This window comes from Saccharopolyspora ipomoeae (genome assembly GCF_029952525.1).
GTDB classification, from domain to species: Bacteria; Actinomycetota; Actinomycetes; order Mycobacteriales; family Pseudonocardiaceae; genus Saccharopolyspora; species Saccharopolyspora ipomoeae.
Window position 1 is genome coordinate 26933 of sequence record NZ_JASAOF010000006.1, and the last position, 16310, is coordinate 43242.

At 72.3% G+C, this 16310-nt stretch carries 13 protein-coding genes; 8 read left to right on the forward strand and 5 right to left on the reverse strand.

The annotated features are described in order from the left end of the window. Positions 1–56: 56 nt before the first annotated feature. On the forward strand, positions 57–995 hold the full coding sequence (locus QFW96_RS12545; protein ID WP_281455781.1) for an NAD-dependent epimerase/dehydratase family protein: 939 nt from the start codon (positions 57–59) through the stop codon (positions 993–995). 160 nt (positions 996–1155) lie between these two features. Here QFW96_RS12545 and QFW96_RS12550 read toward each other — a convergent pair whose 3' ends face one another. After that, positions 1156–4053, reverse strand: coding sequence for an FAD-binding and (Fe-S)-binding domain-containing protein (locus QFW96_RS12550; protein ID WP_281455782.1), 2898 nt, complete (start codon positions 4051–4053; stop codon positions 1156–1158). 169 nt (positions 4054–4222) lie between these two features. Between QFW96_RS12550 and QFW96_RS12555 the strand changes: the two genes are divergently transcribed. The 3 genes from QFW96_RS12555 (at position 4223) to QFW96_RS12565 (ending at position 7926) form a co-directional block, all read left to right on the forward strand. Then, positions 4223–5413 carry a pyridoxal-phosphate-dependent aminotransferase family protein gene (locus tag QFW96_RS12555; protein WP_281455783.1) on the forward strand — a complete coding sequence of 397 codons (1191 nt, stop codon included), beginning with the start codon at positions 4223–4225 and terminating at the stop codon, positions 5411–5413. Positions 5414–5415: 2 nt separating this feature from the next. Beyond that, positions 5416–6363, forward strand: a complete 948-nt coding sequence (locus QFW96_RS12560; RefSeq protein ID WP_281455784.1) for an SLC13 family permease — start codon at positions 5416–5418, stop codon at positions 6361–6363. 192 nt (positions 6364–6555) lie between these two features. Further along, the gene (locus QFW96_RS12565) at positions 6556–7926 is read left to right on the forward strand and encodes an FAD-binding oxidoreductase (protein ID WP_281455785.1); all 1371 of its coding nucleotides are present in this window, start codon (positions 6556–6558) and stop codon (positions 7924–7926) included. Positions 7927–7974: 48 nt separating this feature from the next. On the opposite strand, the gene QFW96_RS12570 is transcribed toward QFW96_RS12565, so the two are convergent. From QFW96_RS12570 to QFW96_RS12585, 4 genes are all read right to left on the reverse strand, one after another. Then, on the reverse strand, positions 7975–8142 hold the full coding sequence (locus QFW96_RS12570) for a hypothetical protein (RefSeq protein ID WP_281455786.1): 168 nt from the start codon (positions 8140–8142) through the stop codon (positions 7975–7977). Between the two features lie 65 nt (positions 8143–8207). Further along, positions 8208–9647, reverse strand: coding sequence for an amino acid permease (locus QFW96_RS12575; protein WP_425524753.1), 1440 nt, complete (start codon positions 9645–9647; stop codon positions 8208–8210). A gap of 164 nt (positions 9648–9811) precedes the next feature. Next, positions 9812–10294 carry a VTT domain-containing protein gene (locus QFW96_RS12580; RefSeq protein ID WP_281455788.1) on the reverse strand — a complete coding sequence of 161 codons (483 nt, stop codon included), beginning with the start codon at positions 10292–10294 and terminating at the stop codon, positions 9812–9814. 107 nt (positions 10295–10401) lie between these two features. Then, positions 10402–11103 (reverse strand): FadR/GntR family transcriptional regulator, encoded by a 702-nt coding sequence (locus tag QFW96_RS12585; protein ID WP_281455789.1) that lies wholly within the window; start codon positions 11101–11103, stop codon positions 10402–10404. 171 nt (positions 11104–11274) lie between these two features. On the opposite strand from QFW96_RS12585, the gene QFW96_RS12590 reads away from it, so the two are divergent. The 4 genes from QFW96_RS12590 (at position 11275) to dhbC (ending at position 16306) form a co-directional block, all read left to right on the forward strand. Then, positions 11275–12717, forward strand: coding sequence for an acyl-CoA synthetase (locus QFW96_RS12590; RefSeq protein ID WP_281455790.1), 1443 nt, complete (start codon positions 11275–11277; stop codon positions 12715–12717). Then, a complete protein-coding gene (locus QFW96_RS12595) occupies positions 12710–14059 on the forward strand; it encodes a carboxyl transferase domain-containing protein (protein WP_281455791.1) in 1350 nt (449 codons plus the stop codon). Before QFW96_RS12590 ends, QFW96_RS12595 begins: the two co-directional genes overlap by 8 nt. A gap of 177 nt (positions 14060–14236) precedes the next feature. Beyond that, positions 14237–15022, forward strand: coding sequence for a 2,3-dihydro-2,3-dihydroxybenzoate dehydrogenase (locus tag QFW96_RS12600; protein WP_281455951.1), 786 nt, complete (start codon positions 14237–14239; stop codon positions 15020–15022). Between the two features lie 27 nt (positions 15023–15049). Continuing rightward, positions 15050–16306, forward strand: a complete 1257-nt coding sequence (gene dhbC, locus QFW96_RS12605) for an isochorismate synthase DhbC (protein WP_281455792.1) — start codon at positions 15050–15052, stop codon at positions 16304–16306. Positions 16307–16310: the final 4 nt, after the last annotated feature.

Genomic DNA, 16310 nt, shown 5'->3' on the forward strand with positions numbered 1-16310 from the left:
GTCGCGGGGTAGCCTCGGGGCTCGCTGACGTTTGACCAGATGCGAGGTTCCGGGGAATGCCCCTGCGTGTGGTTGTCGCCGGTGCGTCCGGTGTGGTCGGAAGAGCTCTGCTGCCGCAGCTGCGGGAGCGCGGTCACCACGTGACGGCGCTGGCGCGCAGAGCCGACCGGCTGAACGAGCTGTCCGCCGACGAGGTCGTGGCCGTCGACCTGCTCGAACCCGATGCGCTGCGGATCCAGCTGCGCCGGTGCGCTCCCGACGTGGTGATCGACCAGACCTCGGCGTTCGGCGCCGCCGATCCGCAGGAGGCGTTGCGGCGCACCGCGAAACTCCGCGAGCGCGGCTGCAAGAACCTCCTCGACGCCGCCGTGGCGGCCGGGGCCCGCCGGTTCATCGCCCAGGGCATGACCGCGGCCTACCGCGCGCACGGGCACGACGTGCTCGACGAGGAATCCCCGCTGTGGATCGACGCCCCCGGAGCCTGGGGCGAGCTGGTGCGGGCGCTGGCCTCGATGGAGGAGGAGCTGTTCACCCGCTCCGGCATCGAGGGCGTCTCGCTGCGCTACGGCGCCCTGTACGGCCCGGACACCCAGTACGCGCCCGGTGGTGATGTGCACGCGCGGGTCGTCGGCAGCGAGCTGCCGCTGGTCGGCGACGGGGTCGGGCTCACCTCCTTCACCCACGTGGAGGACGCCGCAGGGGTGATCCTGGAACTGCTCGAAGGCGGCGATCCGGGCGCCTACAACGTCGTCGACAACGAGCCGGCCGAGTCCTGCGAATGGCTGCCGGCCTACGCCCGCATGGCCGGAGCCCCGGCCCCGGTCGCGCTGACCCTGGAGCAGGCCCAGTCCCAGCTGGACTGGCTGACCGTCCACCAGCTCACCGAGCAGCGCGGCGCGACGAACTTCCGCCTCCGCGAAACCCTGGGCTGGAAGCCCACCTGGCCCAGCTGGCGCGAAGGCTTCGCCGCCCTCTTCGGCCTCTGGCCCTCCTGACCCACGACACCACCGCGACGCCGCCGCTCCGACGACGCCGCTGCGGAGCTCTCGCGCGGGGGTGGTGCTCGGCAGAGGGCGGTATTTCCTCGAATCACCCGAGATCCATGTCCGTTTTGTCCGGACGGTTCGAGGAAAAATGGTCCCCTGCCGGGGCGGCTCACCCGAAGACGGCGTCGTGGAGGAGTTCCACGGGGTGCCGTGCCTGGCGCCCGGTTCCGTGGGCGACCTGCTGGCGGCAGGAGACGCCGGTGGCCGCCACGGTCGCTTCGGGAGCGCCCTCGATGGCCGGGAACAGGCGTTGGCCGCCGATGGTCATCGACAGCTCGTAGTGCTCGGTCTCGAAGCCGAACGAACCCGCCATCCCGCAGCACCCGGCGTCGAGCACCTCGACCTCCGACAGCGACCGCAGCAGCCGGGCCGACGACGCCGTGCCCAGCACCGCCTTCTGGTGGCAGTGCCCGTGGAACAGGACCTTCTCCGGTCCGCGCCGGGGCGTGAGCGTGCCGTCGTCGAGGGCTTCGGCCAGCAGGTCCTCGACGAGGCCCGCGCTGCCCGCCACCCGGGAATCGCCCAGCAGCTTCGGGTGCTCGTCGCGCAGCGTCGACACGCACGAGGGCTCGCAGCCCACGATCCGCACGCCCCGCTCGGCCTCCGGCGCGAGCGTCGACACCAGCTTCCCGGCGACCTTCTCCGCCCGGGGGAGAAGGCCTTTCGAGATCTGCGGCCGCGCGCAGCACACCCCCGACTCGACCCGGACCCGCCACCCGGCGTGCTCCAGCAGCCGGATCGCCGCCCGCCCGATGTCCGGCTCGGTGTGGCTGGTGAACGAGTCGGCCAGGAACACCACCTCGCCCCGCTCGCCCGGGGTGACGCCCGCAGCGGTGGGCGTGGCCGGCCGGGAGCGGTTCCAGCGCAGCAGGTCGTCCCGGCGGAAGGAGGGGAGCGGACGGCGGCCGTCGATGCCGACGACCTTCTGCATCAGCGCCCGCACCGGCCCGGGCCGGGCGAGCAGGTTGGTCAGCGGTGCGGCCATCGCGCCCAGCCGGTAGAGCCGCCGGGTGGCGCCGAAGGCCCGGCTCCGCAGGTCGGTGCCGTGCTGGGCGTGGTGGTGGGCCAGCGCCTCGCTCTTGAGCGTCGCCATGTCCACCGACATCGGGCACTCGTGCTGGCAGGCCTTGCACTCCAGGCACAGGTCGAGCACCTCCTTGAGCCGCTCGTCGCCCAGCGCCGCGCGCGGATCGGGTTCCGACAGCGCCAGCACCAGCGCGTTGGCGCGGCCCCGGGTGGAGTGCTCCTCGTCGCGGGTGGCCATGAACGAGGGGCACATCGCCCCGCCCGAGGTCTCGGGCTTGCGGCAGGCGCCGATGCGCTGGCAGCGCTCGGCCTCGCCGCGCATCCCGCCGTAGCGGGTGAAGTCGAAGTGGGTGTCCAGCGACGCGGCCACCGGGATCGTGGGCTCGCGCAGGTTGTCGGTCATCGGCGGCGCGTCGACGATCTTGCCCGGGTTCATGATGCCCTCGGGGTCGAACAGCGCCTTGACCTCCCGCATCGCCTCGTAGACGGTGTCGCCGAAGATCTTGCGGTTGAACTCGCTGCGGGCGTAGCCGTCTCCGTGCTCGCTGGAGTTGACCCCGCCGTAGGACAGCGCCAGGTCGCAGACCTCCTCGGCGACCGCGCGCATGGTGGCGACCTGGTCGGGGCGGGTGAGGTCCATGAACGGCCGCACGTGCAGGCACCCGGCGGAGGCGTGGCCGTAGAACCCGGCGCGCAGCCCGTGGTCGTCCAGGATCTGGGCGAACTTGGTCGTGTACTCGGCGAGGTGCTCCGGCGGCACGGCGGTGTCCTCGACGAAGGCCACCGAGCGCTCGGTGGAGCGGCCCGCGGCCATCAGCAGGCCGAGGCCGGACTTGCGCAGCGCGCGCAGCGGGGCCAGTTCGGCGTCGGTGGCGGCCAGCCGGGTGGCGTAGCCGTGGCCCTCGGTGCGCCAGGTGGCCACGAGCGCCTCGGCTCCCGCGCGGGCCTCCTCGATCGTGTCGCCGTAGAACTCGGCGAACATCAGCGCCCGCGGATCGCCGTCCAGCGCGTCGAAGAGGTGCGCGTGCTGCGGTGATTTCCGGGCCAGGTCGAGGATGAAGTTGTCCACCATCTCGATCCCGGCGGCGCCGGTGCGCATCGCCGCGTCGGTCCCGGCGATGCAGGTGGCGGTGGAGTGGAAGTGCCCGACGACCATCACGGTCGCCTTCGGTTTCGGGGTGAGCCGCACCAGCGCCTCGGTGACGGTGACCAGCGTGCCCTCGGCGCCCACGACGAACTTCGCCAGGTCGAACGGTCCCTCGGCCAGCCGGTCGAGCCGGTAGCCGCCGGCGCGGCGCCAGAACTGCTGGGACTGCTCGGCCAGGCCTGGGCGGGCGGAGTCGACGATCTCCGGGAGCCGCCGGTGGATCCGGCCCTCCAGGGTGTCCGAAGTGGACTTGGCCAGTCGGTCGGACTCCGAGATCTCGCCCAGCCGCACCGGGTTTCCGTCGGAGAGCACGACTTCCAGACCTTCGACGTGGTCGATGGTCATGCCGTAGCGGGCCGAGCGCGAACCGCAGGAGTTGTTGCCGATCATGCCGCCGAGCGTGGCCCGGTTGCTGGTCGAGGTGTCCGGCGCGAAGAACAGGTCGTGCGCGCCGGCCGCGAGGTTCAGCTCGTCCTGCACCAGCCCGGGTTGCACCCGCGCCACCCTGCGTTCCGGGTCCAGCTCCAGGATTCGGTTCATGTGGCGGGAGAAGTCGAGCACCACGGCCTCGCCGACGGTCTGCCCGCAGTGGCTCGTCCCGGCACCGCGCGGGAGCACGGCGACCCCGGCCTGCGCGCACAGCCGCACGGTGGTCGCGACGTCCTCGGCGTGGCGCGGGAACACGACGCCGAGCGGCCGGACCCGGTACATGCTGGCGTCGGTGGAGTAGAGGTGGCGGGAGTAGTCGTCGAACCGGACGTTCCCGTCCAGGTTCCGGGCCAGTTCGGTGGCCAGCCCGGAAGCGGCTGTCCGGGTGGTGGCTTCGTTGCGCACTGCGTGTCCTTCCCGCGTTTTCCTGCCGATTTCGCGGCGGTGGCCAGCTGGAACAGGTGTCAAGGCGGAAGTGAGCCACTTGACATGATCGGCTCGCTGTCTACAGAATTCAACCCACTGGAACGCGGTTTTCACATGCCGGAAGATCGTCCTCACCGTGGAGGATCGAATGTCCGTTGCCAGCAGTCGCCACTTCCTGCAGATCCCGGGGCCGAGCAACGTTCCCGACCGGGTGCTGCACGCGATCGCCAACCCCACCATCGACCACCGGGGGCCGGATTTCGCCGACCTCGCCCTGGAGGTCTTCGACAAGCTCCGCGCCGTGGCGCGCACTTCCGCCGACGTCGTGCTCTACCCCTCCTCGGGCACCGGGGCGTGGGAGGCCGCCCTGGTCAACACGCTCTCGCCAGGCGACGAGGTGCTGATGTACGAGACCGGGCACTTCGCCGATCAGTGGTCCGAGCTGGCGAGCTCGCTGGGCCTGCGCCCCGAGGCGATCCCGGGCGACTGGCGCAGCGGCGTCGACCCGGGCGCCGTCGAGGAACGGCTGCGGGCCGACGCCGAGCACCGGATCAAGGCCGTGGCCGTGGTGCACAACGAGACCTCCACCGGCGTGGTCAGCGACATCGCCGCGGTGCGCGCCGCCCTCGACGCCGCCGACCACCCGGCGCTGCTGCTGGTCGACACGATCTCCTCGCTGGGCTCGGTCGACTACCGGCACGACGAGTGGGGCGTGGACGTCACGATCGGCTGCTCGCAGAAGGGCCTGATGCTGCCGCCCGGCATCGGCCTCAACGTGATCAGCGCCAAGGCGCTGCTGGCCTCGCAGTCGGCGACGCTGACCAAGTCCTACTGGGACTGGCAGCCGCTGCTGGCCGCGGGAAAGCAGGGCTACTTCCGCTACACCCCGCCGACCAACATGCTCTTCGGGATGCGCGAAGCCCTGTCGATGCTGCTCGACGAAGGGCTCGACGAGGTCTACGCGCGCCACGCCCGGCACGCCGCCGCCACCCGCGCCGCCGTGCGCGCCTGGGGGCTCGAAATCCTGTGCCGCGACCCGGGAACCGCGCCCGGCACCGACTACAGCAGCGTGCTGACCGCGGTGCTGATGCCCGGCGAGCACGACGCCGACCACCTGCGGGAGGTCATCCTGGAGCGCTTCGACACCTCGCTCGGCGCCGGACTGTCCAAAGTGGCCAAGAAGGTGTTCCGCATCGGGCACCTCGGCGCGTTCAACGACGCCACGCTGCTGGGCACCCTCGGCGTCGTCGAAGCCGGGCTGGGGCTGGCCGGGGTGCCGCACCGGCCGGGCGGGGTCACCGCCGCGATCGCCGAGCTGACCGGCAGATCGGGGGCGTGACCATGTCCGCCGAACTGATCTCGATCCTGGCGCTGGTGGCCATCTTCGTCGTCACCGGCGTGTTCTCGGTCAACATGGGGGCGCTGGCCTTCGCCGCCGCGTTCCTCGTCGGCACCCTCGCCGGCGGCATGACCTCCGACGACATCCTCGGCGGATTCCCCGGCGACATCTTCATGGTGCTGGTCGGCGTCACCTACCTGTTCGCCATCGCGCGCGCCAACGGCACCATCGACTGGCTGGTCTACCGATCGGTGCTGTTCGCGCTGCTGAGCAGGCGCAGGAGCGTCGAGGCACCGGTTCCCGCCGATGCTCCCGGGGCCGCTCGCGACGACGCGCTGCTGGAGCGGGTGGAGCTCAGCCGCGACAAGGTGCTGACCCTCGTCGGCATCCTGACGATGGTCGTGCTGACGCTGTTCCTGGAGCTCGACATCGGTCTGGTGGCCATCACCGTGGCCGTGGTGCTCGGCGTCATCTCCCCGCAGGCGCACCGCGACGCGGTCAAGAACGTCACCTGGCCGACCGTGCTGCTCATCTGCGGCGTGCTCACCTACGTCGGCGTCCTGCAGGAGCTGGGCACCGTCGACTACGTCAGCCACGCGGTCAGCAGCATCGGCGTCCCTCTGCTGTCGGCGTTCCTGCTGTGCCTGATCGGCGCGGTCGTCTCGGCGTTCGCGTCCTCCACCGGCCTGCTCGGCGCGCTCATCCCGCTGGCGGTCCCGCTCATGGCGGGCGGTCAGGTCGGTGTCGCGGGCATGGTCGCCGCTCTGGCGATCGCCTCCACGGTCGTCGACATCAGCCCGTTCTCCACCAGCGGCGCCATCATGCTCGCGAACTCCCGCGAGTCGGAACGGGACTCCGTCTTCAAGGGCCTGGCCCTCTACGGCGGCACCATGGTCGTCATCGCCCCGGTCGTCGTCTGGCTCACCATGATCGCCCCGGGCATCACCTGACCCGGGTGCGGACGATTTCGATGGAAGTCGGGTACCGGATTTCGATGGAAATCGGGGACCCGACTTCCATCGAAATCCGGTCTCCGAGGGCGGGAGGAGCGGAGAAGGTCACTCCGGGGTGGGATGCGGACGTTCGGCGGTTTAGGTTTGCCGTGGTAAGAGCCCTGTTCGAAGCCTGGGAGAGACGAGGCGATGATCCCCACCGACGCACTGCGGGAGCTGCTGCCCGAGGGGCGGGTGTTCGACGATCCGGACGTGCTGGCGGCGCACAGCCGGGACCGGGCCACGTTCTGCCCGGCCGGGACGCCGGCGGCGCTGGTCCGGGCGCGCGACACCGACGACGTGGCGGCGGTGCTGAAGTGGGCCCACGCCCACCGGGTTCCGGTGGTGCCGCAGGGCGCGCGCTCCGGCCTGTCCGGCGCGGCCAACGCGCTGGACGGCTGCGTGCTGCTGTCGCTGGAGAAGATGGACGCCATCGTCGACATCGACGTCGACGAGCAGCTGGCCGTGGTGCAGCCCGGCGTGGTCAACGGGGTGCTCGCCGCCGCCGTCGCCGAGAAGGGCCTCTTCTACCCGCCGGACCCCGGCTCGCGCAGCATCTCCACCATCGGCGGCAACGTCTCCACCAACGCGGGCGGCATGTGCTGCGTGAAGTACGGCGTGACCGGCGACTTCGTGCGCGGCCTGGAGGTCGTGCTGGCCGACGGCAGGGTGATGCGCACCGGGCGCCGCACCGCCAAGGGCGTCGCGGGCTACGACCTGACCCGCCTGATCGTCGGCGCCGAGGGAACGCTCGGCGTGGTCACCGAGGTGACCGTGGCGCTGCGCCCGGCCTCCGCCCAGCCGCTGACCGCCGTCGCGTTCTTCCCGCGCGTCGCCGACTCGGCGCGCACCGTCTCCGGCTACCTCGCGGAAGGGCACCGGCCCTCGGTGCTGGAGTTCATGGACGCCTCCTCGGTCGCCGCCGTCCAGCAGATCGCCGACCTCGGCTTCCCCGACGGCATGGCCGCCATGCTGCTGGTGCAGTCCGACCGCGGCGACGAGGCCCCGGCCGACCTGGCCGCCTTCGAGAAGGTGGCGCGCGCGATGGGCGCGGCCGAGGTCGTGGTCTCCGACAGCCCCGCCGAGGGCGAGATGCTCATGCAGGCCCGCCGGCTCGTCGGCGACGCCCACGAGAAGCTCGGCAAGGCGCTGCTCATCGACGACGTCTGCGTCCCGCGCCGCCACCTGGTCGACCTGGTCGACGGCATGGAGCGCATCGCCGAGCAGCACCGGGTGCAGGTGCTGTGCTCCGGGCACGCCGGTGACGGCAACATGCACCCCGTCGTCGCGTTCGACGACTCCGACGCCGAGGAGACCGAACGCGCCCAGCAGGCCTTCGACGCGATCATGCAGCTGGGCCTGGACCTGGGCGGCACGATCACCGGCGAGCACGGCGTCGGTCAGCTCAAGCGCGCCTGGCTCGGCCGCGAGCTCGACGAGGCTGGGCTGTGGGCCTCGCGCGCGATCAAGGACGCGCTGGACCCGCACCACGTCCTCAACCCCACCCGCGTCCTGCCGTGAACGCGAACGCGCCGGGCCCCGAAGCGGAGCCCGGCGCGTTTCAGCAGGTCAGCGGTCGTACTCGTCGTCGACCGGGACCGTGCGGTACTGCTCGGAGACGTCGGCCGGATCCGCGTCGAGCGGGATCTCGACCGCCGCGGACTCGTCCTCGTCGGGCAGGTCCTCGGCTCGGCGCGCCTGCTCGACCGCGTCGGCTTCGGGCGTCTCGGGATTCATCGAACCTCCCGTGATGGTGGGTTCCGGTACCAGCGACCGTAGCTCCGATTGTGCCCGCGCGTCGGTCAGCCCTCGACCCGCTGCGCGTCGCGCCGCCCCAGCAGCGCGTGCCCGCGCCCGTAGCCGAAGTAGATCAGCAGGCCGATGAGGAGCCACGCGGCGAACCGCAGCCAGGTCACCACGTCCAGGTTCGCCATCAGGTACAGGCAGGCCAGCGCGGTGATCACCGGCAGCACCGGGGACAGCGGCATCCGGAACGGGCGCTCCAGCTCGGGCTTGGTGCGGCGCAGCACCGGCACCGCCAGCGCCACGATGAGGAACCCGGACAGCGCGCCGATGCTGACCATGTCCGACAGCTCCGAGATCGGGATGAACCCGGCCAGCAGCATGATCACCACCGCACCGCCGATGGTCATCCGGTGCGGGGTGCCCCAGCGCGGGTGCACCTGGGAGAGCTTGGGCGGCAGCAGCCCGTCGCGGCTCATCGCGAAACCGATGCGGCCGATGGTCACCAGCTCCACCATCATCACCGAGGTCAGGCCGGTCACCGCGCCCAGCGAGATCACCGCGGCCACCCACGGCTGGCCGACCGACTGGAACGCCGCCGCCAGCGGTGCGCCCTCGTCGATCTGCCGGTAGTCGACCATCGCGGCCAGCACGAACGCCACCAGCACGTACAGCAGCGTGCAGACGATGAGACTGCCCAGCAGGCCCACGGGCAGGTCCCGGCGGGGCCGCCTGGTCTCCTCGCCGAGGTTGGCCAGCGCCTCGAAACCGGTGTAGGCGAAGAACACGATGGCCGCGGCCGTGAGCACGCCGCCGAAGCCGTACACCGACTGCTCCATGCCCAGCACCGCCGACACCAGCGGCTGCTCCAGGGCGCTCGCGCTGCTCTCGGCGGGCTGCGCCGGCGGGATGAACGGGTGCAGGTTCGCGCCGGTGACGAAGAACAGCCCGGCGACGATCACCAGCACGCACACCGCGACCTTGACCACGACCAGCGCGTTGGTCACCCACGAGGACTCGCGGATGCCGACCACCGCCACCACCGTGAGCACCGCGATGATGAGCACGGCGCCGACGTTGACGGTCGCGTCCTCGCCGAACCAGGCCTGCGGCAGACCCAGCAGGTTGGCGATGTAGCCCGACCAGCTCCGCGAGACCACCGCGGCGCCGAGCGCGAACTCCAGCAGCAGGTCCCAGCCGATGATCCAGGCGAACAGCTCGCCCAGGGTCGCGTAGGCGTAGGTGTAGGCGCTGCCCGCCGTGGGGACCGAGGAGGCCAGCTCGGCGTAGGCCAGCGCCGCTAGGGCGGCCACCACACCGCCGATGACGAAGGACAGCACCACGGCGGGCCCCGCGTGGTCCTTCGCCTCGATGCCGGCGAGGGTGAACACACCGGTGCCGATGATGATGCCGATGCCGAACCCGATGAGGTCCTTGCCGGTGAGCCTGCGGACCAGGCCGCTGCGCTCACCCCGGGAGAGGATGTCCTCGACGGGCATCGTTCGCAGAAAGTTCACGGGTGGGCACGTTAGAAGATCTCATCCGCGACAGCTCACCCACCTCGCGGAGTGTGACCTCACCGGTACTCAAAGTGACTCTGGGTGCACGGCGGACTCGGCCGGGTGATCATCGCAGAACGCCCGAATCGGGTGAGAACCGCAGATCAGGAGCCCAGCCAGGTCACCAGCTCCGGCGCTCCGGCGACGAGCAGGAAGTGCCCGATCCGGCCGACGAGGCTCGCCGCGAGGTAGCCGAGCAGGGGGAGTCCGGCCGCGCCGGACAGCAGCGACATCAGGCTGAACGGCGGGATGCCGGGAACCGCGCTGACCGCCAGCACGGCCATGCCCCACCACGGGTGCTCCTGGGTGCGCTGGTGGAACCGCTCGACCCAGGCGGCCCACCGGCCGGTGCGCTCCTTCTGCACCCGCTTGGTCAACCGCTCGCCGAGCGCGAAACCGCCCTTGCCCGCGAGGAAGAACAGCGTCTTGGCGGCGACCTGGCCGATCGCGGCGGCGAGCGCGAACGCCCACCACGGCACCGAGTGCACGGTGGGGACGACGCCGAGCAGGTAGAGCTCGATGTTCACCAGCGGGAAGACCGCGCCCAGCGCGGCGGTGCCCGCCGTGCCCAACAACCACCCGATCACTGCAGCGCCGACCCCCAGGAGAGAAAACCTGCGGCAGCCTATCGGGGGATGGCCGGATCAGGCCCCCGGGCCCCGTTCAGGCGGTCCTGCTCAGGCGTCGGTCCTGCTCAGGCTTCGGGGTCCCAGTCCAGCAGCCGCACCCGGCTGACGGTGCGCAGGTGCCGCGCCATCGCGGAGGCCGCGGCCTTCGCCTCGCCGTTGCGGATGGCCTCGGCGATGCGTTCGTGCTGGGCCAGCGACTTCGGGGGCCTGCGCGGCTGCCGCAGCGATTCGCTGCGGCTCTCGGCGATCTCGCGGGCGATGGTGCGCATGAACTCCGCCAGCAGCGCGCTGTGCGCGGCGGCGGTCACCGCCGCGTGGAAGCGCCGGTCGCCGTCCTCGCCGACCTCGCCCGCCTCGATCTCGGCGCGCATCGCGTCCAGCGCCGCGTCGATCTCGGCCATGTCGGAGTCGGTGCGCCGCTGCGCGGCCAGCTCGGCGAGCTTGGTCTCCAGGCCCTCGCGGGCGTCGAGCACGTCGGGCAGCCGCCGCTTGCGCTCCACCAGCTCCTCGACCGGCTCGACTTCGAGGGATTCGCGCAGCAGGTAGGTGCCGCCGCCGTGGCGCACCTCGACCAGGCCCTGGACCTCCAGCACCACGATCGCCTGCTTCACCGAGGCGCGGCTGACGCCGAGCTGCTCGGCGAGGGTGCGCTCGGGCGGCAGCCGGTCGCCCGCGCGCAGGCCCGAGTCGGCGACGTGCTCGCGCAGCCGCTGCACGACCTGCTCGTACAGGCGCGGGCGGTTCAGCGGTCGGAGGGAGTCGGACACCGGCGCGCTCCAGGATCGTCAAGAGGCAAACTGGCTGAGCCAATTCTGCCACATTCCCTTGACGCCCCTCGTTCCGGACGGCAAAAGTTGGCTCAGCCAGTTGACCACTGCCGTCCGGCGGTGGCCTGCGGGCGGTGAGAGATTTGCCCGGAGAGAACCCGGAGGTAGCAGGTGCTGTTCCCGAAGTTGCGCGAACCCGACGACACCGAGGCGCTGCGGTTCGGAACCCGCGCCCTGACCTACCGGGAGCTGGCCGGTCTCGCCGGTGCGATCGCCGAGCGCGTCGCGGGCAAGAGCCGCGTCGCGGTGTGGGCGACCAACACCCTGGAGACCGCCGCCGCCGTGATCGGCGGACTGGCCGCCGGCGTCGCGGTGGTGCCGGTGAACCCGAAGGTGGGGGAGCGGGAGCTCGCCCACATCCTCGGTGACAGCGCCCCCGAGCTCCTGCTCGCCGCACCGGGTTTCGCCCCGCCCGCCGGGCTCGACGGCGTGGAGATCGCCGAGGTCGACCTGGCCGCCCGCGGCGGCGCGCTGCCGCCCGAGGCGCCCGCCGACGCGCCCGCGCTGATCGTCTACACCTCCGGCACCACCGGGCCGCCCAAGGGCGTCGTGCTGCCGCGCCGCGCGCTGAGCGCGAACCTCGACGCCCTGGCCGAGGCCTGGGAGTGGACCTCGGCCGACGTGCTCGCCCACGCCCTGCCGCTGTTCCACGTGCACGGCCTCATCCTCGGCACGCTGGGCCCGGTCCGGCTCGGCGGAACGGTGCACCACCTGGGCAAGTTCTCCTCGCAGGCCATCGCAGACGAGCTCTCCGGCCCGGCCACGATGATGTTCGGCGTGCCGACCATGTACCACCGGCTCGCCGAGGACGCCGAGGCCGACCCGAAGATCGGCCAGTCCGTCGGCAAGGCCCGGCTGCTGGTCTCGGGCTCGGCGGCGCTGCCCGCCGTGGAGCACGAGCGCATCGAGCGGCTCACCGGTCAGCGGGTCGTGGAGCGCTACGGCATGAGCGAGACGATCATGAACTGCGGCGTGCGCGCCGACGGCGACCGCAGGCCCGGCTACGTCGGCAAGCCCTTCGCCGGTGTCGAGCTCAAGCTCGTCGACGAGCAGGGCGCCGAGATCACCGTCAGCGACGACGAGACCGTCGGCGAGATCCTGGTGCGCGGCGACAACCTGTTCAGCGGGTACCTCAACCGCCCGGACGCCACCGAGGCCGCCTTCGCCGACGGCTGGTTCCGCACCGGTGACGTGGCCACCCGCGCGCCCGACGGCTACATCCGCATCGTGGGTCGCAAGGCCACCGACATCATCAAGAGCGGCGGCTACAAGATCGGCGCGGGCGAGATCGAGAACTGCCTGCTGGAGCACCCGGCCGTGGCCGAGGTCGCCGTCACCGGCGAGGCCGACGTGGACCTGGGCGAGCGGATCATCGCCTGGGTGGTGCGCGCCCCCGGCGCCGAGGTCGCCGACGCCGAGCTGGTCGACCACGTCGCCCGGTTGCTCACCCCGCACAAGCGCCCGCGCGAGGTCCGCTTCCGCGACGCGCTGCCGCGCAACGAGATGGGCAAGGTCCAGAAGAAGGCACTCCAGGCCGGGCCGGGCAATGGGTGAGCCCAGCCCGGCGAGCGAGTCCAGCGCCGTGCGAGAGCTGGTCGAGGCGATCGGCTCGGACTTCGCCGAGTTCGACCCGCCGCCGCGGCGCACCGCCGCCGACGGCCCGCTCGGCTGGCCCGGCTACGCCGACCAGCGCGCCCGCGCGCACGACCGCACCGACACCGGGGAATCGGTGCTCTGCGGTCGGGCGCGCCTCGGGGGTCGGGAGGCGGTGCTCATCGCCTTCGACTTCGCCTTCCTCGGCGGTTCGGTCGGCGAGGAGGCCGGGGCCCGCGTGGTGGGCGCCTTCGCCCGCGCCCGCGAGCTGCGGCTGCCGGTGATCTCGCTGGTGGCCTCCGGCGGCAGCCGGATGCAGGAGGGCATCCGCGCCCTGCAGCAGCTGCAGGCGATCACCCGCGCCTGCCTGCTGGCGGGGCAGGACGGCATCCCGCACATCACGGTGCTGCGCGACCCCACCACCGGCGGCATGTGGGCCGCGTTGGGCGCCGCCGCCGACGTCGTGCTGGCAGCGCCCGGCGCCCGCGTCTCCTTCGGCGGCGCGCGGGTGCGCTCGGCGGGCGAGGACGGCGACGACTTCCGCGCCGAGGGCAAGTTCGCGGACGGCCAGGTGGACCGCATCGTCGAGGAGTCCGCGCTGCCGGAGGTGCTCGCCGAGCTGGTCGCGCTGCTGCACCCGGACCGGAGCGGGCCGGAAGCCGCTCCGGTCCCGGCCGCGCTCGGCGCTCGGACCCCGCCGGAGACGGGGATGCGGGCAGTCGAGCGCGCCCGCGCGGCCGAGCGGCCTCGTGCCCGGGACTACCTCGACGCCCACTTCAGCACCCGGTTCGAGATCAGCGGCGATCGCGCCGGGGGCCGTGACGAGGGCATGCTCTGCGGTTTCGGCGAGCACGACGGCCGCGTCACGGCGTTCGCCGCCCAGACCGGAACGGCCAACACGCCGGCTGGATTCCGCACCGCCGCGCGGCTGATCCGGCTCGCGGACCGGCTGGGCCTCCCGGTGCTCACCCTGGTCGACACCCCCGGCGCCGCCAACGATGCCGCCGCCGAGCGCGGCGGCGTCGGACCGGCCATCGCGGAGGTCTTCGGCGCGGTCGCGGCCGCCCGGGTCCCGGTGACCACCCTGGTCATCGGCGAAGGGGGCTCCGGCGGCGCGCTGGCGCTGGCGGCCCCGGAGGACACCTGGGTCACCGCCGACGCCTACTTCGCGGTGATCGCCCCCGAATCGGCCGCCGCGATCCTCAAGCGCGCCCCGGCCGAGGTCCCGCGACTGGCCGACCACCTCAAGCTGCGCCCACAGGACCTGGTGGAACTCGGCTTCGCCCGCGGAATCGTCCGCTGATCGCCGGTTCGCCCGGGTCCTGCCGCTACTCCTGTGCGAGCAGCGGATTCGTCCGATGACCGTGCGTCGTCGGTGATCAATGCCACCTCATCAGCGGGAGATTCGCGTCCACTTCATGTTCTAAACTCAGGCTCGCCTGACAAAGGTTAGGCTAGCCTCAGTTGAGTGAAGGGCGAGATGAACCGGACGGGGATCAGCGGCGAGGTCGCCATCGTGACCGGCGCCGGCCAGGGGATCGGCGCAGCCGTGGCGAGAGCGCTCGCCGAGGAAGGCGCCGAGGTCGCGGCCGTGGACCGCAACGGCGACAAGGCCACCGAGACGGCCGAGGGGCTCGCCGCCGAAGGGCACCGGGTGCGCGCCTACCGCGCCGACGTCGCCGACCCGGCCGCGGTCACCGAGGTCGTCACCCGGGTCGAGGCCGAGCAGGGCCCGATCGCGGTGCTCGCCAACGTCGCGGGCGTGCTGCAGGTCGGCACCGTGCAGGAGCTCACCGACGCCGAGTGGCAGCGCACCTTCGCCGTCAACACCACCGGCGTGTTCAACGTCTGCCGCGAGGTCTCGAAGCACATGATCTCGCGGCGCCGCGGTGCCATCGTCACGGTCGGGTCCAACGCCGCGGGAGTGCCGCGCCATTCCATGGCCGCCTACGCCGCCTCCAAGGCCGCCGCCACGATGTTCACCAAATCCCTCGGCCTGGAGCTGGCCGAGCACGGCATCCGCTGCAACATCGTCGCGCCCGGGTCCACCGACACCGACATGCAGCGCGGGATGTGGACCGACGGCAACGGACCCGAGCGGGTCATCGCCGGCACGCCCGAGACCTACAAGACGGGCATCCCGCTGCGCAAGCTCGCCACCCCGGAGGACGTCGCCCACGCCGTCGTCTTCCTGGCCTCCGACGAGGCCGGGCACATCACGATGCACGACCTGTACGTCGACGGCGGCGCGACGCTGCGCGCCTGACCTCCCGCGATTCGCCGAAAGGTTGTCATGACCACGATCGAGACCGACGGGCACGTCGACGCCGTCGACGACGCTCTCGCCGACGACGCCGCGGCACGCCTGCTGGCCGCCTACGAGCAGGGCCGGTCGTTCCTGTTCTCCAGCCCGCGCGGGGTGCTGCTGGCCCGCGGCGTGGCCGCGACCATGTCCAAGACCATGTGCGCGCGCTCGGACTTACCCGCGCGGATGCAGGAATTCCTCGACGGCGCCGTCGAATTCGGTCGTCGCAACCCGATGGTCGTCGGAGCGGTTCCCTTCGGCGGCACCCTGCCCGCGCACCTCGTGCTGCCCGAGGAGGTGGTGCGCGCCGAACCGCTGAACGTCCTGGTCCCGCAGCGCACACCGGTCTCCACCCCGACCTACTCGGTGCGCCCGGTGCCCGCCCCCGAGGAGTACGAGCGCGGCGTGGCGCGAGCGCTGCGCCGGATGGACGACGGCGATCTCACCAAGGCCGTGCTGGCCCGCAGTCTGGAGCTGACCTCGACGGAATCGATCGACGTCCGCGAGGTGCTGCGGAACCTGGCGATGGCGGACCCCGCCAGCTACACCTTCGCCGTCGACCTGCCGCGCCGCGGCGAGGACGGCACCCGCGACAGCTACGGCCCGCAACCGGCGCTGGACCGCACCTTCCTGGGGGCCAGCCCGGAACTGCTGGTGTCCCGGCGCGGCACGCAGGTCCGCTCCAACCCGATGGCCGGATCGCGGCCGCGCAGCAGCGACCCGGCCGAGGACCAGCGCCGCGCCGCCGAACTCGCCGCCTCCGAGAAGGACCACCGCGAGCACGCGATGGTCGTCGAGGCCGTGGCCGACGCGCTGCGCCCGTTCTGCACCGACCTGCACGTGCCGCAGGCGCCGAGCGTGATCAGCACCAACGCCATGTGGCACCTGGCCACCGAGATCACCGGCGAGCTGCGCGACGCCGCCACGACCTCGCTGCACCTGGCCGACGCGCTGCACCCGACCCCGGCGGTGTGCGGCACGCCGATCGACCGGGCGCGCGAGGTCATCGCCGAGACCGAGCCGTTCGAGCGCGGCTACTACGCGGGCATGGTCGGCTGGTGCGACGCCGCCGGTGACGGCGAGTGGGTCGTGGCCATCCGCTGCGCCGAGGTCGAGGACGACGCGATGCGCCTGTTCGCCGGCGCCGGCATCGTGCCCGGCTCCGACCCGGCCGACGAACTCGCCGAGACCTCGGCGAAGTTCCGCACCGCGCTCACCGCGATGGGCCTGGACCAGGCCCTCTGAGGGG